Below are 21,986 nucleotides of genomic sequence, written 5' to 3'. Positions count from 1 at the left end.
CAAAAGTTGCGTGCGCGCAATATTTCGCGCACGCATCATTTTCTGGCAGGATGGAACCATGGCAGGGTTGCGGGAACACAAGAAGCAGGCCACCCGCGAAGCCCTGCAGACGGCGGCACTACGGCTGGCCCTCGAACACGGTCCCGGCAACGTCCGCGTCGAGGAGATCGCCCAGGCGGCCGGAGTGTCGCCCCGCACCTACAACAACTACTTCTCCAGCCGGGAGCAGGCGATCGTCAGCGCCATCACCGCTGACCGGGTCACCCGGACGGTGGCGGCGGTCCTGCACCGTCCCGCCGACGTTCCGCTGGGCGTGGCGGTGCTCGACGCCGTCGTCCCGGCCTACTCGGGCGATCCGGAGGCGTCCGGGGCGGCGCTGCTGATGGTCGCCACGACGCCGGCGCTCCGGACCAGCTACCTGGACACCGTCACAGGATTGGAAGAACCGCTGGCCGGGGCGATCGTCGACCGTTGTGGCGGGGTGGAGGCGCTGACCGCTCGCGTTCTGGCCGCGGGTGTGGTGGCCGCCATCCGGGTGGCCCTCGAGCACTGGTTGCGCGCGGCTACCGTCCCGGCGGCTCTTCCCGGGTTTGTCATCCCGGCGGGCTCGCTTCCGGAGGTCGTCCGGGCAGCGGTCACGGCACTGGTGCCGGCCCTGAACGCCGCTGCACCCCGGCCGGAGCCGTCGGGCTGACCCGATGGTCGCCCCGTCCAGTCCCGGCCGGAGCCGTCGGGCTGACTCGATGGTCGCCCCGTCCAGTCCCGGCCGGAGCCGTCGGGCTGACTCGATGGTCGCCCCGTCCAGTCCCGGCCGTAGTCCACGGTTTTCCCGTGGCGCTGGGCAACCCTCAGCGACGGCTCGGGGTTGGCCAGCCGTCGTTCAGGGCTGTTGGCGGTTCGTGTTCGGACCGTGGTTGACGGCTGAGCCGGTCGGGCCGTCGGTCACGGTCGTGTGGGGGGCGTCGTTCAGCCGTCGGTGACGGCTGGGGTCGTTGAGCCGTTGTCTGTGGTTGTTCAGGGGGCGTGGTTCAGCCGTCGGTGACGGCTGGGGTGGTCGAGCCGTTGTCTGTGGTTGTTCAGGGGGCGTGGTTCAGCCGTCGGTGACGGCCGGGGTGGTCGAGCCGTTGTCTGTGGTTGTTCAGGGGGCGAAGTCCAGCCGTCGGCGACGGCCGGGGTCGCTCGGCTGCCGTTCACGGTCGACATCGGCCTACGGACCGACCTCCGACGACGGCTCGATCGACTGCCCTCTGTGCCAAGATCATGAGAGGCAAGATCTACTCTTGAAACGTTGAGTTGATGGCGAGCGAGGAGACCACCACCGGTGGGTTCGAACAGTGAGGTGCCTGACCCGGAGGTTCCGGCGAAGGCGAGGTCGCGTACCTATTCGGCCGGCTACAAGGCGCGGATCCTGGAGGAGTACGAGTCGCTCGACAAGGCGGGTAAGGGTGCGTTGCTGCGGCGGGAGGGCCTGTACTCATCGTTGATCACGACGTGGCGTCAGCAGCGGGATCAGGGTGCGCGGCAGGCTCTGGCTCGTCCGGCGGGGCGTCCGCCGGGTGATGCGCGGGACAAGGAGCTGGCCCGGCTGCGGCGCGAGAACGAGCGCCTGCAAGCGGATCTCGCGAAGGCGCAGACGGTGATCGAGGTCCAGGGAAAACTCTCCGCGCTGCTGGGCCAGCTCGCGACCAGCAGCGGCCCGGACTCCGGGAGCGAGCCGAGGCCGTGATCGACGCGGCGATCGTCGAGCTGACCGCCGTGCTGGGCTCGGTGCGCAAGGCGTGTACGGCGGCCGGCCGGCCGCAGGCCAACCATTACCGGCGGCACCGCCAGAGCCCGGAACCCGAGCGGGTGCCGCGCGAGCGTAAGCCGCAGCCGCGGGCGTTGTCACAGGCCGAACGCGACAGCGTCCGGGCGCTGCTGAACCACCCGGAGCACGCCGACAAGGCACCGGCCACGGTCTACCACGAGCTACTCGACGAGGGCGCCTACCTCGCGTCGGTGTCGACGATGTACCGGATCCTGCGGGAACACGGCGAGGTCCGCGAACGACGGGCACAGGCCACACATCCGGCCCGGGTCAAGCCGGAACTGGTCGCCACGGCGCCGAACACCGTGTGGTCGTGGGACATCACCAAGCTGCACGGCCCGGCGAAATGGCAGTACTTCTACCTGTACGTGATCATCGACATCTACAGCCGGTACGCCGTCGGCTGGCTCCTTGCCGATCGCGAGAGCAGCGTGCTCGCCGAGAAGCTCCTGGCCGACACGATCGTCAAACAGCACGTCGAGCGCGACGAACTGACCATCCACGCCGACAACGGCTCCTCGATGGCCTCGAAACCGGTGGCGTTCCTACTGGCCGACCTCGGCGTCACCAAGAGCCATTCCCGGCCGCACACCAGCAACGACAACCCGTACAGCGAAGCGCACTTCAAAACGTTGAAATACCGGCCCGGCTTCCCGGACCGCTTCGACACCATCGAGCAGGCCCGCGTGTTCTGCCGCGACTTCTTCACCTGGTACAACACCGAACATCGGCACTCCGGGATCGCCTGGCACACCCCACACAACGTCCACCACGGACACGCCGGCACTGTCCACGCGGTCCGCGCCGAGGTCCTGACCGCCGCCTACCAGCGCCACCCCGAACGCTTCGTCCGCAAGCACCCCGAACCGGCAACCCTGCCCGAAGCGGCATGGATCAACCCGCCCGCAGAGAACCAGGCTGACCAGCAGATTCACTCAAAGAATCCGTGATCAACCCGCCTCAAAAATCTTGACACGTTCCGCTGCGGTCGGTCCGTCGGCTGCGGTCAAGCCGTCGGTTGCGGTCGAGTCGTTGGCTGCGGCTGGGCCGTTGGCTGCGGCTGCCGGACTGTGCTGTGCGGCTGACTTCGAGTGCCGGGTGGGTCGAACAGCGACACCGGCCCGGCGGCGAACTCGAGCCAGCCGCGCGGGGTTGACGGGGCGGGGGCGAGCAGCCGCCTCAGGAGACGGGACGGCCGAACCGTCAAACGTCCACCACGGGAGGTGTGGTGCGGTTGAGGGACGTGGAAACGCGTACAAGATATGGAAGCGGAGGAATGACGCCTGCCGGGAGCCAGGCAGGCGCCAAACCGGTTGACTCAACCCTGCGACGCGTCCGCTAACTCCGCCAAGTGTCCGAAAGTGTCAGCTGGCCCGAGGCCGGGACGGTCGCCGTGCGGTTGGCGCCGGACTCCCAGGTCACCGAGCCGTCGGCGTTCTTCCGGAGGTACTTGTATTCGAACGTGGTGCCCGCGGCCAGCGCCACCGTGGCGCTCCACACCGGGTACGCGGCCGACGACAGCGCCACTGCACCGGCCGGCGCCCAGTTGCCCAGCGCGCCCTGGTTGCCGGTGACGAAGATGTTCTGTCCGAGTGTGGTCGTCGCCGTGACGCCGAACGTGGCACCGCCGGCCGGCGTCGAACCCGAACCGGTCGCCCCCACGTGGAGCGCCACCGCGTCGCCGGCCGGGACCGTCGCCGTGAACTGGCCGGAACTGTTCACCGTGTACGTCGGACCGCCGCAGCCGCCGCCCGCGGTCGGGTCGCCGTGTTGCACGTCGCAGTACGTGCCGGCGGGCAGGGACGTCTGGAAGGTCCGGGTCAGGGCGCTGCCCTCGTGGTTGATCGCCACGTAACCCTTGGCGCCGCGGCCGAAGGCGATCTGGTCGTTGCCGTTGCTCCACCAGTTGGTGACGGCGGTGCCGGACACCGCGTTGCGGAAGCCGACCATGTTGCCGATCTGGCGCCACCTGTGCTGGCATTTCCAGCCGTCGCTGTAGCAGGCGGAGACCGCACCGCCGTTCGGCGGGCCGGCGTCGTTGTCGCTGAACTCGTAGCCGGAGTTGACGTCCGGCGCCCCGTAGGGCCAGGCCAGGGTGAACACCTGGGCGAGGGTGTATGCCGACCCGTTCTTGTAGCTGAGGGTGTCGCCGCCGCGCTCGGTGTCGTGGTTGTCCACGAAGACGGCGGCCTGGTTGCTCGGCAGGTAACCCCACGCCGCGCCGAAGTTGCTCAGGTATGCCAGGTTCTCGGTGAGGAAGACCCGCTTGAGGTCGCGGGCGAAGCGGAACTCCTGGACGTCGCCGGTGCCGGTGTACTCGGTCGGCTGGACGGCCTCGCCGGCGCCGTAGATGGCCTCCTGTTTCCAGTACGCGCCCGTGTTCGTGAGTTTCGCCTTGATCGCGGCGAGGTCCGCGGCGGCGATGTGCTTGGCGGCGTCGATGCGGAAACCGTCCACGCCCAGCGAGGTCAGGTCGTTGAGGTAGTCGGCGATCTCGGTCCGCACGTAGTCGCTGCCGGTGTTCAGGTCGGACAGGTTGACCAGTTCGCAGTCCTGCACGTTGGACCGGTTGGTGTAGTCGCCGATGGCCGTCCGGCAGCCGTGGAAGTCCTGGTCGGAGTAGTAGCCGGGGTAGTTGTACTTGGTGTACGAGCTGCCGCCGGTCCCGGTGCCCGACCCGGCGCTCATGTGGTTGATCACGGTGTCCGCGATGACCTTCACGCCCGCCGCGTGGCAGGTGCCGACCATGGCGGAGAACGCGGCCCGGTCGCCGAGACGGCCGGCGATCTTGTAGGAGACCGGCTGGTACGACGTCCACCACTGGCTGCCCTGGATGTGTTCCTGTGGCGGGCTGACCTGGACGAATCCGTAACCGAGCGGGCCGAGGGTGCTGGTGCACTCGCGGGCGACCGAGGCGAACGACCATTCGAACATGACGGCGGTGACATCGCGGGTGCCCGGGGGAGAGGCGGTGGCGGCCGGCGGCACGGTGAGCGATCCGAGGGCGAGGCCGGCGGCGATGGCGAGGGAGAGGCGGCGTCTGGACTTCACAGGGATCTCCTGACGAAGGGGGATGACGACGATTGCATGAGCTTGCAGCAACAGGCCTGAAACTTGCTGAAAACTTTTGCGACAAAGGTAGATACCCGTCGTTGCGTCGTCAAGTGTGGATCACATCGATGTGTATGATTCCGCTGATATCCGTCGCCGACTCGGGGGTTCGCGATGAGACGTGGCGCCGCTGTCCTGATCACCGCCCTGCTGATGCTCGCCGGTTGTGGCGGCGAGCCGGAGGACCAGTCCGCCGACAAGGTCACCTACCTCACCGCGTTCGGCGCCGTCGGGCGCGACGCGTTCGCCTGGGTCGCGCAGGAGAAGGGCTACTTCCGTGACGCCGGCATCGACGTCACCATCCGGCTCGGCGCCGCCACCGGCGAGAATCTCAAGGTCCTCGCCGCCGGGCAGGCCCAGTTCGCCAACCTCGACCTGACCGGCACGTGGATCCTCGCGGGCAAGGGCGAGTTCCGCGACGTCCGCGCGTTCGCCGCCGTCCACCAGCAGAGCCTGGTGTCGATCGTGGCGCTGGAAGGGTCCGGCATCACCGCGCCCAAGGATCTCGAGGGCAAGAAACTCGGGGCCGCCACCGGCTCGGTCAACCAGCTGCTCTTCCCGGCGTACGCGAAACTGGCCGGCATCGACGAGAGCAGGGTCGAGTGGGTCAACGCCCCGCCCGCCCAGCTCCCGGCCCTGCTGGCCAGCGGCCGGGTGGACGCGCTCAGCACGTTCCTGATCGGCGCGCGCGGCATCGAGAAGGCGGCCGGCGGCCGCAAGACGGTCGTCCTACCCTACAGCGAATACCTGCCCGAGCTGTTCGGCAACGGTCTGATCGCGCCGTCGTCGGTCACCGACGGGCAGCCCGACCTCACCAAACGCTTCCGGGACGCGGCGCTCAAGGGCCTGCGGTACACCCTGGAACACCCGGACGAGGCCGCGCAGATCATGAAGAAGGCCCAGCCCGCCGCGGACGTCACGGCCGCCGTCGGCGAGATCACGCTGATGGCGCCGTACGTGAAACCGTCCGGCGTGATCGACAAGGGGCGGGTCACCGGCGCACTGACCACGCTGGAACGCAACGGTCTGATCAATCCCGGGCTCACGGCGGATGCGGTCGTCGACTTCACGCTCACCCCGACGGAATGAGGGGGACCATGCCCGACACCTACTCGTTCGACAACGACGACCCGATCGCGGCGGAGCGTCACGTGATCCTGGGGGCGCTGGGGGACCCGTACACCATCGCCCGGCTGGAGACGCTCGGCGACCTGACCGGGAAACGGTGCCTGGAGGTCGGCGCGGGCGGTGGCAGCATCGCCGGGTGGCTCGCCGGCCGGGGCGCCGACGTGCTGGCGACCGACCTGAAACCGCAGCACCTGCCGGAGGACGCCGCCTACCGGGTGCTCGAACACGACGTGGTGACCGATCCGGTTCCCGAGGGCCCCTGGGATCTCGTGCACGCCCGTCTGCTCCTGGCCCACCTGCCGGAACGCGACGCCGTGCTGGTCCGGCTCGCCGCGGCGCTGGCCCCCGGTGGCGTCCTGCTGATCGAGGACTGGGTGTCGGCGTACTCCGATGTGGTGCTCGCCGCGCCGGACGAGGAGTCGGCCGCGCTGGTCGAGCGCTACCAGGAGGCGATCGCGCGCCGGCTGCTGCCCGGCAACGGCGCCGATCCGTCCTGGGGCAAGCGGACACACGCCGCGATGCTGGCCGCCGGCCTCACCGGCGTGCACACCGAGATCCAGGCGCGGTCGTGGGCGGGCGGTACCCCGGGCGCCCGGCTCATCGCGGTCAACCTCGAACAGATGGACTTCCGGGGCGTGGGGTTCACCGACGCGGAGATCACCCGGCTGGCCGCGTTGTCCGCCGACCCGCGGCTGGTCGTGCGCGGCCACTTCACCTACTCGGTCCTGGGCCGCCGCCCGTGAACCGGTTCCTCCCGCTGGCCGGCGCGGTCGGCGCGATCGGCCTGTGGTGGGGTGCCACCGTGCTGTTCGGGATCGACGCGTTCTTCCTGCCCGCGCCGCCGGACATCGTCGCCGCGTTCCTCGCCCAGCCCGGATACCTGCTCCGGGAGGCGGGCAACACCCTGACCGGCACGGTGGTGGGCTTCGCCGTCGCGGTGGCCGCGGGGCTGCTGCTCGCCGTGCTGCTGACCGCCTGGCGGGGCCTGGAACGCGCCACCCTGCCGGTGCTGGTCGCGCTGAACTCGGTGCCGAAGGTCGCGGTCGCCCCGCTGCTGGTGGTCTGGCTCGGCTTCGGCAACCGTCCGAAGATCGTGCTGGTGGTGCTGATCTGCTTCTTCCCGGTGCTGGTGGCGACGATGGCCGGCCTCACCTCCACCCCGGTGGAGATCGCCGAGCTGGGCCGGTCGCTGTCCGCCTCGTCCTGGCAGACCTATCTCAAGCTGCGCCTGCCGTGGGCCTTGCCGCAGGTGTTCGTGGGCCTGAAGGTGGCGATCTCACTGGCCGTGATCGGGGCGGTGGTCGCCGAGATCAGCAACCCGGGCGAGGGCCTGGGCACGGTCATCGTGATGTCCGGGATGTCGTTCGACACCCCGCTGGCCTTCGCCGCGATCGTGCTGCTGGCGCTGCTCAGCACCGCGCTGTTCTACCTGGTGGTGGCATGCGAGCGCCTGCTGGTCCCGTGGGCGGAACTGATCACCGGCTGAGGATTCTCAGATCGTGAGCGGCATGTCCGATCCAAGGGGCGTGCCGGACCAGATCTTCCTGCTGGCGAACCTGGTGATCATGGTCGCCTATGCGGCGATCATGTTCGCCATCGTCGTGCCGCTGCGCCGGGCCGGCCAGGTGCGCTCCAACAAACTCGCCACGGCCACCGCGCTGATCTTCTTCAGCTGCGCGGTCGGGCACGGCCTGCACGCGGTCATGTCGTTCCGCGCGCTCACCGGCGCCCAGCACGCCGGGCACGACCAGGCGGGCTGGCCGTGGGCCTCGGCGGTCTGGGACACCTTCACCGCGGGCGTCGGCGTCTACTACTGGACCCTGCGGCGCCGTTTCGGGGTGCTGCTCGGCAGCGGCGCGATCTTCGTCGACCCGAACCGGCGCAACGCGCTCGCCGACGCGGACGCCCGGGAGAAGGCCGCCCGGGAGATGGCCGAGGCGCACCGGGCGAAGCTGGCGACCATCGTCGAGCACAGCGACGAGGCGATCATCGGGCTCACCCCGGACGGCATCATCACCGCCTGGAACCGGGGCGCCGAGCGGCTGTTCGGGCACAGCGCGGCCGAGATGATCGCGCATCCGGCCACCATCCTCGCCGACGACAACGGCGCCGAAGAGCAGGCGAACATCCTGGCCCGGATGCGGCTCAGCGGCAACAGCGTGCAGTACGAGGCCCGCCGCCTGCGCAAGGACGGCACCCCGGTCGACGTCGCCTTCACCGTCACGCCGATCATCGACCAGACCGGCACGGTCACCGCGGTCTCCGCGATCGCGCGGGACGTCACCGCCGCCAAGGAGTCCGCCGAGCGCCAGCGGACCCTGCAGGAACGCACGAACCAGGCGCAACGCATGGAGAGCCTCGGCAACCTCGCGGGCGGCGTGGCGCACGACTTCAACAACATCCTGGCGATCATCGCGAACTACACCGAGTTCGCGATCGAGGAGACCACCGACCGGTCCGGGGTGCAGGCCGACCTGTTGCAGGTGCGGACCGCGGTGGAGCGGGCGTCGAACCTGACCCGGCAGCTGCTCACGTTCACCCGCGGCGACGCGATCCAGCCCCGCAACATGGACCTCAACGCCTCGATCACCGAGGTGCACGCCATGCTGGACCGCACCATCGGCGAGCACATCAACCTGATCGCGGTGCCGTCCGCGACGCCGCTCACCGTCTGCGCCGACCCCGGGCAGATCCAGCAGGTGCTGCTCAACCTGGCGATCAACGCCCGGGACGCGATGCCGGACGGCGGCAGCCTGGTGCTGGAGGCGAACACCACCGTCCTGGACGGCGAGGAGGTCAACATGCAGCCGCCGCTGCCGGCCGGCACCTACGCGCGCCTGGTGGTCAGCGACACCGGCGAGGGCATGTCGCCGGAGGTCACCGCCCGGATCTTCGAGCCGTTCTACACGACGAAACCCCGGGGCAAGGGGACCGGGCTGGGGCTGGCCACCGCGTACGGCATCGTGACCGAGGCCGGCGGCAGCATCAACGTCTACTCCGAGCCGGGCGTCGGCACGACCTTCCGGATCTATCTGCCGCTGGTCGACTCCAGCGAGGACACCGGCACGGCGATCAACCGGGCCGACGCGCCGCCGAGCGGTGACGGCCGCACGATCCTGGTGGTCGAGGACGAGGTGGCCCTGGCCCGCATCGTCACCCGGATCCTGACCAACGCCGGGTACCACGTGGTCACCGCCACCAACGGCCATCAGGCGCTGACCATGTTCGCCGAACACGGCTGCGACCTGCTCCTCACCGACGTCATCATGCCCGAGATGTCCGGCCGCCGGCTCGCCGAGACCCTCCACGAGAAGGTGCCCGATCTGCCCGTCCTCTACATGTCCGGGTACAGCAACGGGCTCCTCGGCACCACCCACATCCTGGACGCCGACATCGCCTTCATCGAGAAACCCTTCACGAGCAACGAACTGCTGCACAAGGTCGCTGCCACGTGCGGCCTTCGATCAAAGGCATGAGGGGGTACGACCTACCGGGAGTCCCGGGGCTACCCGCGACCGCCGTCGCTGGTCACGCCTGTGCCGCCACCGCCGGGCTGAGATCGGTGCGTGCGGTGATCAAAACGGTGTCCTTGCGGATCCGGTACATCCCGTCCGTGTCGATCCTCGACTGCACCAGCTCGCGCACGGCGCGCTGCTGTCCCGGGGTGAGCGGATCCTCGCTGAGGCTGGCCAGGTATTCCAGGATCGGTTCGACGGCCGGCACCTCGAGATCCCCGTGGTACCGCTCCACCGCGATCTCCACGAAGTGCCGGCCCATCAGATCCGGCGCGGTCTCCGCGGTGATGTCGTTGCAGGACGCCGAGAGCCGCAGGTCGGGCCGTCCGACGGCGGCGCCGATGCTGGTCAGCTCGGCGAGATGGCCGCGCCCGTTGACCGCCACCGCGACCCGCCCGCCGGGCCGCAGCACCCGGGCGAACTCGCGCAGGCCCGCGTCCGGGTCGTCCAGGTGGTACAGCATGTGGTTGGCGATCACCCCGTCGTAGCTGCCCGCGGCGAACGGCAGCGAGGTCGCGTCGCACCGGTGCACGACCGCCCCCGGAACGCTGCGCAGTTGCTCACACATGGCCGGTGAGAAGTCGGTGAGGGTCAGCCGGATCTCCCGCGGGCCGGCGTGGGACCAGAGTTTCCCGGTGCCGGCCCCGACCTCGAGGACGTCACCGTCCAGAGGTAGCCGCTCGTGCAGCCAGGAATACCAGCCCTGCGGGTTGGTCCCGTACCGGTGCAGCGCGATCCGGGCTGTGAGATTGCCGGTGGTCGCCGCATATTGTTGCAGGGCACGGACCGACGGCGCGTTTTCCACGCCGCCACGATATCCCGGTTCAGGCGACGGCGTCGCGGGCCTCGTGCAGTCCGAGTGCCCGGTTGAGCGCTCCAGTGGCCCGCGCGGTGGTGGCCCGTGGCAGGAAGCGCGGCGCCCAGGTCATCGCCCGGAACGTGAACCGTCCCGGGTAGGATGCCGCCCGCCGCCGCGCGTAGTCGTCGAGGGTCTTGGCCGCCACCGCCGCGGGGGAGTCGGTGACCTTCATCCGGGCCGTGGTGCCGTCGAAGAACCCGGTGTCGGTGGCGCCCGGATGCGCCGCCATCACGTGCACGCCGGTGCCGCGCCACTCCTGCGCCAGCGCCTCGGTCAGGGACAGCACGAACGCCTTGGTCGCGCCGTAACTGGCCTGGTAGGGCAGGGGCTGGAAGGCGCCGGTGGACGCCACGTTGACGATGCCGCCGGACCCCCGGGCGATCATCGCGCGGCCCAGCCCGTAGGTGAGCGCCATCAGCCCGTTGATGTTGAGGTCGACCGACCGCTGGTGCCGGTGCAGGGGGTCGTTCAGGAACGGTCCGACCGTGCCCGCGCCGGCGTTGTTGACGAGCAGGTCGACCTGGACGTCGGCCAACGCCGCCAGCAGCTGTTCCGGGCCCTCGGGCGAGGCCAGGTCGGCGGCGAGCGGGGTCACGCGTACCCCGTGTTCCGCGGTGATCGCGGCGGCCAGGCTCTCCAGCTCCGGCGCGGAACGGGCCACGACGATCAGATCCGCTCCGCGCCGGGCCAGTTCTTCGGCGTACGCCCGGCCGATGCCCTTGCTCGCGCCGGTGACCACGGCGGTCCGTCCCCGGAAGTCGTCCACGATTCCTCCATTTGTTTCGAGTCTCGAAGCTTCTGGTCGGGAACCGTAGCACATACTTCGAGACTCGAAGGAAAAGTAGGATGAGTCATGTCCACCACCGACCTGATGGCCACGGTCGTCGCCGCGCAGACCCTCTCGATGATCACCGCGGACCGCCTCGACGAGGTCTTCACCCGCCTCCACCTCACCGCCGCCACCGCCCAGGCACTCTGGGCCGTCGACCCGGACGGTCCACCCCCGTCGATGAAGCAGATGGCCGAACGCCTCTACTGCAACGCGCCGAACCTGACCTTCGTCACCAATCAGCTCATCGACCGGGGACTCGCCGAGAAGACCGTCGACCCGTCCGACCGGCGGTCGCGCGTACTCCTGCTCACCGAACGCGGCCGTCAGGTCCGCGCCGAGATCATCCGTGAGGCCCTGGCCCGCACCCCGTTCGCGGATCTGGACCCGTCCGAGATCACGCAGCTGCGGGCGCTGCTCGACAAGGCGAGCGGGGTCGACTCCGCTCAGTAGGGTGTCGATCATGACGCTGACCGATGTGTTGATCCGCGCCGCCACCCTGGCTCCGGACCAGGTGGTGGTGCATGTCGGCGCCGACGGCGACGAGCGGACCACCCGCTACGCCGACCTGTACGCCGACGCGCTGCGGATCGGCGCCGGACTGCACGCGGCCGGCCTGCGCCCCGGCGATCCGCTGCTGCTGCTCGCCGAGGACAGCACCGAGTTCCTGCCGCTGTTCTGGGGCGCGATCGTCGCCGGGGTCGTCCCGGTGCCGCTGCCGCCCGAGCCCGGCCGCCTCGCCGCGGTCCGCCGGGTCCTGGGCGACGTCCCGGAGTCGTCGTCCGGTGATCTGACCCTCGAGGCGCTGCGTGCCGCGGAACCCCTCGACCGGCCCGTCCCGGTGACCGCCGACGACCTGGCGTTCCTGCAGTTCTCCTCGGGCAGCACCGGCGACCCCAAGGGCGTCGAGCTCACCCACGGCAATCTGGCCGCCAACGTGCGGCAGGCCGCCGAAGCCGCCGCGATCACCGGCGCCGACGTCGTGCTCACCTGGATGCCGTACTTCCACGACATGGGTTTGATCGGCACCCACCTGGTGCCGATGCACGTGCGCTGCCGCCAGGTGCGGATCGCCCCGCTGACCTTCGCCAAACGCCCCGAGACGTGGCTGCGGGCCGCCGAACGGCACCGCGCCACCGTGCTGTCCGCGGCCAACTTCGCCCTCGCCCTGACCGTGCGGCGGGTCCGCGACGACGTGCTGACCACCCTGGACCTGAGCTGCGTGCGCCTCGTGATGGTGGGCGCCGAACCGATCTCCCCGGCGGTCTGGCGGGCCTTCGCCGACCGGCTCGGCACGGCCGGGCTGCGCCCCGAGACACTGCAGCCGGTGTACGGGCTGGCCGAGGCGACCGTGGCGGTGGCCTTCGCCCCGGCCGGGGAACTGGCCGTGCCGGTCCGCCTGAGCCGGGCGGCCCTGGCCCGCGGCGTGGCGGTGCCGTCGACCGCCCCCGACGCCGTGGAGTTCATGGACGTCGGCCACCCGGTGCCCGGCTGCCGGATCCGCGTCACCGACGACACCGACACCCCCCTCGAAGACGGCCTCGTCGGGAACATCCAGGTCAGCGGCCCGAACGTGACCCGCGGATACCACCGGGCGCCGGACGCGTCCGCCGCCCTGCGTCTCGGCGAGTGGCTGCGCACCGGCGACATCGGATACCTGCGCGACGGCCGCCTGGTGGTGACCGGCCGGGCGAAGGACGTGCTCTTCGTCCACGGCCGTACCTTCCACGCCGCCGACCTGGAGGAGGTGGCCGCCGCCACGCCGGGACTGGGCACCGGGCCGGTCGCGGTGGTCGGCGCGACCGACCCGGCGAGCGGGCGGGAACGGGTCGTCGTGTTCGTCGCCGCGGCCGCGGTGCGCTCCGATCCCACCGCCGCCGAGCGGGTGCGGTCCCGGGTCGCGGAGGCGCTGGCGTACGACGGGGTGAGCGTTCAGGTGGTGCCGAGCGGGGCGTTCGCCCGCACCACGAGCGGCAAGCTGCGCCGGCAGTCGCTGCGGGACCGGATCACCGCGTCGCCCGCCGCACCGGACGACGACGAGGTGAGCGTGCCCGTCCCGGCGGCGACGGCCGTGCCCGGCACCCGGGCGGAGATGCTCGACCTGGTGCGGGCCGTCTGGGCGCGGGTGTTGCGGGTGCCCGCGGAACGGATCGGGGACGACGACCGGTTCCTGGCGATCGGCGGTTCGTCGCTGGCGGCGATGGAGGTGCTCGCGGGGTTGGAGGACGCTGTGGGGCGTACCCTCGAGCCGGTCCTGTTGCGCGACGGCGCGACCGTGACCGCGCTGGCCGACCGGCTCCTGACCATGGAGGATCGCCCGGCGCCGGTCTCTCGCCGGGCCGCTCCCGGCACCGACCTCGCCGTCATCGGGATGGCCTGCCGGTTCCCGGACGCCGACACCCCCGACCAGTTCTGGGCGAACCTGCTGGCCGGCCGGGACAGCGTCACCACCGGCCCGCGGCCGGGCGCGTTCCTCGCGGACCCGTCGCTCTTCGACGCCGGTTTCTTCGGCATCCCGGCCGACGAGGCACGCCACCTCGACCCGCACGCCCGCATCTTCCTGGAACTGGCCCACGAGGCGCTGGAACGTGCCGGGTACGCCGGACCGCGCCGCCACGCCCACCGGATCGGCGTCTTCGCCGCGGTCGGCGAGAGCGGCTACCCGGAACTGACCGGCGCCACCACCCTCACCGGCGTGCTGCGAAACCTTACCGCCGCCCGGGTCGCCCACCTGCTCGACCTGCGCGGACCGGCCGTGGCGATCGACACGGCCTGCTCGTCCGCGCTGGTGGCGCTGCACTACGCCCGCCTCAGCCTGGCCGCCGGCGACTGCGACATCGCCGTGGTCGGCGGCGTCAACCTGCTGCTGACCGACACCGCGGAGACCCTCCTCGGCGCGGCGCAGGCGCTGTCCCCGACCGGGCGGTGCCGCGCCTTCGACGCCGACGCCGACGGGTTCGTGCCCGGCGAGGGCGGCGCGGCCATCGTGCTGACCCGGCTCGGGCAGTCGGAGACTGACCAGGTCCTGGCGGTGGTCCGGGGCACCGCGGTCAACAACGACGGCCGGTCGCTGAGCCTGCTGGCCCCGAACCCGCTCCGGCAGCGGGAAGTGATCGTGGACGCGTACCGGCAGAGCGGTGTGGACCCGGCGGAGGTCGGCTACGTCGAGGCGCACGGCACCGGCACGGCGGTCGGCGACCCGATCGAGGTGCGTTCGCTGGCCCACGCGTTCGCCGCGCAACCGCTGCTGCTCGGCTCGGTCAAGACCAATATCGGTCACCTGCTGAACGCGGCGGGCATGCCGGCCCTGCTCAAGGTGATCCTGGCCCTGCGGCACGGCGAACTGCCGCCCTCGCTGCACCACCACCGCCCGTCGCCGCACGCCGACCTGGCGGGCGCGGGGTTCACGGTGGTGACCTCGCGCCGGCCGTGGTCCGGGACGGTGGCCGCGGTCAACAGTTTCGGGTTCGGCGGCACCAACGCGCACGCGATCCTGGCGGCCGCGCCCGGCGACCGCTCCGGGGCGGTGTCTCCGGGCGCGGCCGCGGGCCCGCACCTGGTGACGGTGTCGGCGCGGTCGGCTGCCGCGCTGCGGGTTCTCGCGCGGGAGTTGGCGGAGTTCGTCCGGGACCATCCGGAGATTCCCGAGGCGGACATCGGCGCGTCGGCGTCCACGGCCCGGGACGACGCACCCTACCGGATCGCGGTGGTGGCCGACGGCGACCTGGCCGCGCGGCTGGCCGAGGTGACACCGGCCGGTCCCGTGACGAACGGGGTGCGGGTGGGGCTGCTGACCGGGGACGCCGCGGGACAGGCCCGGGCGGATCGGTTGCTGTCCTCGGGGGTACGCGCTGAGCCGGTCACCGACACCACGGCCGAATACGACGTGCTGGTCTGGTGCGGCGACGGCGAGCCGCCTGTCCCGCGGATGCTGCGCGCCGGGGTGGACACCGCCGGACTCCTGGCGACCGTGGGGGAGTTGTGGCTGCTCGGAGCCGTGGTGGACCGCACGCCCCTGGACGCCCGCACCCGTCGGGTACCGGTTCCGGTCTACCCCTTCCAGCGCCGGCGCTACTGGGTGACGGATCCGCCCGCCCCGACGCTGTCGCTGCCCCGATGGCGGGAAGCCCCGATCGTCTCCGGTCCCGCGCGGGGAGCGGTCACCGTCCTCGAGGGTTCGGCCGACGTCGCCGGGCTGCTGGCGGTGCCGCGGACCGGCCACCTGCTGGTGGTCACGGAGAATCTGCACGCCACCGACGCGGAGACGGCGGAGACGGCGGATCCGGCGCATGCGGTCCTTGCCGGGCTGGCCATGGCGCTGGCGGACGAGAGCCCTGAGCTGGGCGTACGGATCGTCGACGTCTCCACCGCCGACACCGCGGAGAGCCGGCGAGCCGCGGTGGAACGGGAACGCTCGGCCCCACCCGTACCGGGACCGGCCGAGTTGGTGGCCTGGCGTGCGGGTCGCCGGCTGGCACGAACGTTCGTACCGGTCGGCGACGAGCCTGTTGTGGGCCCGCCGGCCGAGGGGGCCTACCTGATCACGGGTGGGGCGGGTGCCGTCGGCGCGGCCGTCGCCCGGCACCTGGCTCGCCGTGGACAGCCGACGCTGCTGCTGGCCGGACGGTCCGCGGAACCGTCAGGGCTGGTGGAGGAGTTGCGCGGACTCGGGGCGACGGTCGAATACCGGGTCGCCGACATCACGGTCCCCGAGGACGTGGCCGCCCTGGTCGACGGCCGGACCTTCGACGTGGTGGTGCACGCCGCCGGTGTGGTCCGGCCCGGCAGCCTGAGTGCGAAGACCCCGGCGGAGCTGGCCGCCGGGATGTCCGCGAAGGTACGCGGCACGTCGCTGCTGGCCGCCGCCCTGAGTGGGCAGGACGTCCTGTTCGTGGCGCTGTCGTCGGTGTCCACCGTGCTCCCCGCGCTGGCCGGGGCGGTCGGTGACTACGTGGCCGGCAACCTGTTCCTGGACGCCTTCGCGACCGCCCAGCGGGCCACCGGCCGCCGTTTCGTCGCCGTCAACCTGCCCGCGCTGACCGGTGCCGGCATGGCGGCGTCCCACCGGGCGGGCGGCCCCGGCCTGCCCGTGGACCACGTGCCCGAGGTCCTGTGGTCAGCGGCGGCTCTTGCCGCAGCCCAGGTGCTGGTGACACCGTCCGCGGGCCATGACCATCCGGCTGCGGTGATGTCGGTGGCAGCGAAACGCCCGGAGGTGGACGTCGACGCCGTGCCGTTGACGGCGCTGGTACTGGAGTTGCTGGGGACGGCTCTGAACCAGGATCCGGCGAGCATCGGCGCCGACGAACCGTTCCTCGGGCTCGGACTGGATTCGCTGACCGCCGTCGACCTGGTCAAGGAGTTGGAGACCCGGCTCGGGCGGACGCTGTCGACCACCCTCTTCTTCGAGCATCCGACCACGGCGGACCTGGTGCGCCACCTGGCCGGAGAGCAGACACCCGGGCCGGTGCCGCTGAGTCCGGTGCAACGGGCGTTCGTGACGACCGGGCGGCTCTATCCGGATGTTCCCGCCTACGCGGCCGTCCGGCAGACCCTGGCGGGGCCGGTCGACGCACAGCGGCTGGGACGAGCGCTCGGCGTGCTGGAGCGCCGGCATCCGATGCTGCGGACCCGGCTCGACATCGACGGGCAGCGGACCCTGGCGGCGGCGGGTGCGGAGCGTGTGCCGGAGTGGTTCACGGTCGCCGAGGTGGGCGGGGCGATCGAGGAGCTCGACCGGGACCTGCGGAACCGGCCGTTCGACCTGAGCGTCGACGCTCCGGTGCGGGTGGTGCTGGCCACCGACGCCGCGGGAGTCGCGCATCTGCTGTTCGTGGCGCATCACGCGGTCGCGGACGGGTACAGCCTGGCGGTGCTCGGCGACGAACTGTGGGCGCTGTACGCGGGACGCTCCCCGGGCGCGGAACCGGCCACGACCTTCGCCGACCACGAGGCGATGCGGGCGGCGCCCAGCTCCGATGACCGGGAGTACTGGCGGAACACGCTCGACGGGTACCCGCGGCTGGTCCTGCCGGTCGACGGGGAGCCGGGTGGTGAGCCGCGTCCGCCCTATCTGGTGCACCAGGTCGTTGCTGATCCGGGGCTGACCGGACGGCTCGAGGAGCGGGCCCGGGCGGCCGGGGTGACGGTGTTCCACCTGCTGCTCGCCGGGTACGCCCGATGCCTCGCCCGGTGGAGCGGGCAGGACCGGGTCCCGATCATGGTGGCCCGGGCGGGGCGGGAGGCTCGGCTGGCCGGGGTGGACCGGATGGTGGGACCGTTCGCGGACACGCTGCCGGTGCTCGCCGAGGTCACCGGCGAGCCGGTCACGACGCTGGCAGGCCGTCTGCGGGACGCGTGGCTGGCGAGTGAACAGCACGGCTCGGTGTCGAGCGTGGACATCGCCCGCCTGGTGACCGGGGACGGCGCGGGACCGCGGACGGTGAGCCCGGCCGGCTTCAGCTTCGCCCGGTTCCCCGGCACGGGCACGGGTGGCTACGGCGGTCACGTCGTCGCCACCACCGCGGCCACCGCCTCCGCGGCCACCCGGTTGAGCCTGGTCTGCTTCGAGGCCCAGGGCGCCCTGCACTTCAGCTGGAACCATCCGGCCGCCCTGTTCACGCCGTCGACCGTCGCACGGCTGGCCGCAGAGCACCTCGAGGAGATCATCGCGCTGGCGGCATCGGACGACGCGGCGACGGGCACCGGGACGAGGTCGATCGTGGACCGGATCCGGGAGCAGTGCGCCCGGACTCCGGACGGGATCGCGGTGCTCACGGACGGCGTACCCCTGAAGTATCAAGATCTTGATCGTGCCTCTGCGGATCTCGCCGGGCGGGTGGCCGCTCATGGGGCCGGCCGTGTCGGGCTGCTCACCGGGCCGGGAGCGGCGACCGTGGCCGGGGTCGTGGGGATCCTCCGGGCGGGTGCGGCGTGGGTTCCGCTGGACGCGGCGCATCCGACGGCTCGACTGGTCGCGCAGCTCACCCGGGCCGGAGCCACCGTCGTGGTCGCCGACGCCTCGACGCGGGAGGCGGCCGCGGCACTCGGTCCCGCCTTCATCGTGATCGACGCCCTGGCCGCCGAACAGCTGCCCGCCGGCGCCGAGAACGTCGACTCCAAGAACGCCGAACCGGGGGACGACGCCTACGTCATCTTCACGTCGGGGTCGACCGGGCGCCCCAAGGGCGTCCCGATCAGCCACCGGGCCATGGCGAACTACCTGGACTGGGCCGTCACCACCTTCGGCTACCACGCCGGGGACCGGCTGGCGCAGACCGCCTCGATCTGCTTCGACGCCTCGGTGCGGCAGATCCTGGCGCCGCTGCTCGTCGGCGCGACCGTCGTCGCCTGGGACCGCGACACCGTGCGGGACCCCGGTGAGCTGCTGCGCCGGGTCGAACGGGACCGGATCACGGTGTGGAGTTCGGTGCCCACGCTGTGGGAGCGGCTGCTCACCGAGGTGGAGAAACGCGACATTCTGCCGGATCTCGCGCTGCGCTGGGTGCACGTGGGCGGCGAGGAGTTGTCGCCGGAGCCGGTGCGGCGCTGGTTCGACCTGTTCGGTTCCGGTCAGCGGATCAGCAACCTGTACGGGCCGACCGAGACCACGATCAACGCGACCTTCCACGTCGTCGGGGCACGGCCGGACGACGGCGTCCACCACCTGCCGATCGGGCGGCCGGTCGGCGGGGCGACCGTCGCGGTGATCGGCGCGGACGGGCAGACCTGTGCGGACGGCGAGATCGGCGAGCTGTGGATCGGCGGAACCGGGCTCGCGGACGGCTACCTGGATGATCCGGAACAGACGGCGGCGGTGTTCGTGGAGCGGGCCGGGCGGCGGTGGTACCGCAGTGGCGACCGGGCGGTCCGCGACGCCGACGGGCTGCTCTGGTTCCGCGGGCGGGCCGACGACCAGGTGAAACTCCACGGTTACCGGGTGGAGCCCGGCGAGGTGCAGGCCGTGCTGCGCGGGCACCCCGCCGTGGACCGGGCCGCGGTCCGGGTCGACGGCGGACGCCTGGTCGCCTGGGTGCAGCCGCGGGACGGGCACCCGGCCTGCTCGGCGGCGGACCTGCGGAACCATCTGGCAGGGCTGCTCCCGGCCTATCTGGTGCCGGCCACGGTGGAGCTGGTGACGAACCTGCCCCTCACCGCCACCGGCAAGATCGACCGGGCGGCGCTGGTGCCGGTGCCGGTCGCGGTGGACACCTTCGAACCGCCGGTGACCGCTATGGAACACCTACTTGCGGGCGTGTGGGAACGGCAGCTGGGCCGGGCGGCGATCGGCCGGCGCGACGACTGGTTCGCGCTCGGCGGCGACTCGATCGGCGTGCTGGAGATGTTCACCGCGCTCGAGGCGGAGCTGTCCGGTCTGCCGCGGCCCACGGTGGTGTACTCCGCGCGTACCCTGCAAGAACTCGCCGCCGTGCTGGAAACGGCCGTGACCGGGCCGCCGGTTCTCCCGAGCGCCGCGATGGGCGAGGACTTCCCGCTCAGCGCGAGCCAGCGCGGGTTCCTGCTGGCGGACGCGATGGGTGCGCCGTCCACCTGGCTGGCCACCCCGCGCCTGCACGGGCCGCTCGACCGTGACCGATTCCAGCAGGCCGTCGACGCGATGGTGGACCGTCATCCGATGCTGCGCGTCGTCGTCCGGGCGCAGGCGCGGCCACCGATGCAGCGTGTGCTGGAGCCGGGGGTACGCCTGACCGTCGGCTGGACTGATCAACCTCGGTCACTGGCCGTGGAGTCGGCGGCGGAGCGGGCCCACGGTTTCGACCTGGACGAGTGGCCGCTGCTGCGGATGCGGGTGCTCCGGTACGGGCCGCAGGAGCACGTGCTGCTCCTGCACGCGCACCATCTGATCGGCGACGGGTACAGCGTGGCGCTGCTCGCGCGGGACCTGCTGACCGTTTACGACGGTGGTGAGCCGGCGCCGCTACGGTCGACGTTCCGGGACTACGTGGCGCTGCTCGAGCGGGACCGTCCGATTCCGGCACCGCGGCGGGGCGGCACGTTCGTCCCCGGCGTGACCTCGGGCGCTGTCGGTTTCACCGTCGGCGCCGAGCGGGTCCGGCAGATGGCCGCCGAGGCGGGGACCACGCCGTTCGCGCCGGTGCTCGCCGCGTTCGGTCACGGACTGCGCCGGGTGGGGGATCGCGCGGACGTCGTCGTCGGCGTGGCGGTGACCGGCCGGGATCACTCGCTGCCGGACCTGGGCCGGATCTTCGGACCGTGCGCGACGGCGGTGGCCGTGGAGTTCGGTCCCGGCGACTTCCCCGGACAGGTCGCCCGGACCGCGGCGGCCGTGACCGAGGCCCGGACCAGGACGTTCACCGCGCCGCAGGGCTGGCAGTACTTCTTCACCTACCTGGACTTCGCGGCCCTCGGCGACGTGCGATCCGCGACACTGCGTCTGAGCTGGGAGGAAGAGGACGCGGAACTGTCCGTGCCGCCGGGGACGGACGTGCTGCTGGCGGCCCGCCCGGTCGAGGGCGGCGGCCTGCGCCTGACACTGCGCGGACGGGTGCCCCGCGAGGAGCTGTCCCGGATCGCCGCCGAGATCCAGGCGGCGCTCACCGGGACCGCCCTGGACGCGGCCCTGATCGGCTACCTGCCGTCACCCGAACACCTGTCATCGCTGGGACTGCCGTCGTCGGCCTTGTCATCGTCGGCCTTGTCATCGTCGGCCTTGTCGTCGCCGGCCCTGTCGTCGCCGGCCCTGTCGTCGGTGGACCGGGAGACGATTCGGGAGACGCTGTTCCCGGGCGGCGTCCCGCGGCTGCTGGAGGTGGTGGACACGCCGCTCGGCAGGTCCGGGTTCGTCGCGCTGCCCCGCTTCGCCGACGAACTCGCCGCCCGTGGTGGCCTGGCCGCCGAAACCGCCGCCGCGGTCGACATCGCCGCAGCCCACGGTGCCCGCAGCGTGTCGTTGGCGGGGATGATTCCCGCCTTCACCGGGTACGCGACGACGGTCGTCCCGTTGGTGCGGACGCCCGTGGCCGTCACCACCGGGCATGCCGTGACGGCGGCCAGCGTGGTCCGGACCACGCTGGCCGCACTCGACGCCGCCGGGCGATCCTGGTCGGACAGCGTGGTCGCGATCCTGGGCGTCGGGTCGATCGGGGCGTCATCGTTGAGCCTGCTGCTGGCCCGCGCCGGAGCCCCGGCCGGCCTGATCCTCTGCGACCTGCCGTCCGCGGGTCCGCGCCTGACCGCCCTGGCGTCGACCTGTCCCGGGCCGGTCGAGGTCGCCACCGACGGGCCGGACGCCGTCTACCGCGCTGACGTGATCGTGGCCGCGACCAGCGGCGGACCGGGCACCCTGGACGTCGACCGGCTGCGCCCCGGCACGATCCTGGTGGACGACTCGTTCCCGCACTGCTTCGACCCGGTCCGCGCCCTGGCCCGGATGCGGTCCGCAGGTGACGTGCTGGTGGTGGGCGGTGGCCTGCTCGACCTGGGCGCGGCGTCCCGCACGGTGGCGGACGGCCTGCCCGCGGTGGCGGCGTCCGGCCAGTTCCGGCTGCCGGGGGCGGTGGCGTCCTGCCAGACGGAGTCGCTGCTGCACGCGACGACACCCGGGCTGCCGGCGGTCTGCGGTCCGGTGACCCCGGAGGCGGCCGCCGCGTACTGGGCGGCGCTGGACGCGGCGGGCGTGCGGGCGGCCCCACTGCACCTGCTGAGCCAGGAGGTCAGTCCCCGTCTGATCCACTGAGGCCGCATCGTGGGGTGAGC

11 protein-coding genes are annotated in these 21,986 nt (G+C 71.9%); 8 read left to right on the top strand and 3 right to left on the bottom strand.

Features of this window, described 5'->3' with window-relative positions; genetic code table 11:
• The first annotated feature begins 58 nt into the window (after positions 1-58).
• On the top strand, positions 59-694 hold the full coding sequence (locus QSK32_RS37120; RefSeq protein WP_045748031.1) for a TetR/AcrR family transcriptional regulator: 636 nt from the start codon (positions 59-61) through the stop codon (positions 692-694).
• 627 nt (positions 695-1,321) lie between these two features.
• A protein-coding gene (locus QSK32_RS37115; RefSeq protein ID WP_502872581.1) for an IS3 family transposase occupies positions 1,322-2,757 on the top strand; the annotation gives its coding sequence in 2 pieces (ribosomal slippage) (positions 1,322-1,652 and positions 1,652-2,757; 1,437 coding nt in all).
• Between the two features lie 388 nt (positions 2,758-3,145).
• Here the strand turns inward: QSK32_RS37115 and QSK32_RS37110 are convergent.
• A complete protein-coding gene (locus QSK32_RS37110; RefSeq protein ID WP_285474581.1) occupies positions 3,146-4,858 on the bottom strand; it encodes a carbohydrate-binding module family 20 domain-containing protein in 1,713 nt (570 codons plus the stop codon).
• A gap of 174 nt (positions 4,859-5,032) precedes the next feature.
• Here QSK32_RS37110 and QSK32_RS37105 point away from each other — a divergent pair, with 174 nt between their 5' ends.
• Genes QSK32_RS37105 through QSK32_RS37090 form a run of 4 tightly spaced genes read left to right on the top strand, consistent with a single transcriptional unit; the run spans position 5,033 to position 9,522 of the window.
• Positions 5,033-6,007 (top strand): ABC transporter substrate-binding protein, encoded by a 975-nt coding sequence (locus tag QSK32_RS37105; protein ID WP_285474580.1) that lies wholly within the window; start codon positions 5,033-5,035, stop codon positions 6,005-6,007.
• 8 nt (positions 6,008-6,015) lie between these two features.
• A complete protein-coding gene (locus tag QSK32_RS37100) occupies positions 6,016-6,789 on the top strand; it encodes a class I SAM-dependent methyltransferase (protein ID WP_285474579.1) in 774 nt (257 codons plus the stop codon).
• Entirely contained in the window at positions 6,786-7,532 is a 747-nt protein-coding gene (locus QSK32_RS37095; RefSeq protein ID WP_045747885.1) for an ABC transporter permease, read from the top strand. The genes QSK32_RS37100 and QSK32_RS37095 overlap by 4 nt, the downstream gene beginning before the upstream one ends.
• Before the next feature lie 22 nt (positions 7,533-7,554).
• Positions 7,555-9,522, top strand: a complete 1,968-nt coding sequence (locus tag QSK32_RS37090; RefSeq protein WP_083449705.1) for an ATP-binding protein — start codon at positions 7,555-7,557, stop codon at positions 9,520-9,522.
• A 52-nt stretch (positions 9,523-9,574) separates the two neighbouring features.
• Here QSK32_RS37090 and QSK32_RS37085 read toward each other — a convergent pair whose 3' ends face one another.
• A complete protein-coding gene (locus QSK32_RS37085; protein WP_285474578.1) occupies positions 9,575-10,366 on the bottom strand; it encodes a class I SAM-dependent methyltransferase in 792 nt (263 codons plus the stop codon).
• A 19-nt stretch (positions 10,367-10,385) separates the two neighbouring features.
• Positions 10,386-11,186 (bottom strand): SDR family NAD(P)-dependent oxidoreductase, encoded by an 801-nt coding sequence (locus tag QSK32_RS37080; RefSeq protein ID WP_285474577.1) that lies wholly within the window; start codon positions 11,184-11,186, stop codon positions 10,386-10,388.
• Positions 11,187-11,273: 87 nt separating this feature from the next.
• Here QSK32_RS37080 and QSK32_RS37075 point away from each other — a divergent pair, with 87 nt between their 5' ends.
• Both QSK32_RS37075 and QSK32_RS37070 read left to right on the top strand, forming a co-directional pair.
• The gene (locus QSK32_RS37075; RefSeq protein WP_045747882.1) at positions 11,274-11,702 is read left to right on the top strand and encodes a MarR family winged helix-turn-helix transcriptional regulator; all 429 of its coding nucleotides are present in this window, start codon (positions 11,274-11,276) and stop codon (positions 11,700-11,702) included.
• Between the two features lie 10 nt (positions 11,703-11,712).
• Complete coding sequence (locus QSK32_RS37070; protein WP_285474576.1) at positions 11,713-21,966, top strand: non-ribosomal peptide synthetase; 10,254 nt, start codon at positions 11,713-11,715, stop codon at positions 21,964-21,966.
• The last annotated feature ends 20 nt before the right edge of the window (positions 21,967-21,986 follow it).

Source organism: Actinoplanes sp. NBRC 101535, assembly GCF_030269225.1.
GTDB classification, from domain to species: domain Bacteria; phylum Actinomycetota; class Actinomycetes; order Mycobacteriales; family Micromonosporaceae; genus Actinoplanes; species Actinoplanes rectilineatus.
Note: the sequence above shows the minus strand (reverse complement) of the source record. Positions and strands in the feature narration are given on the sequence as shown.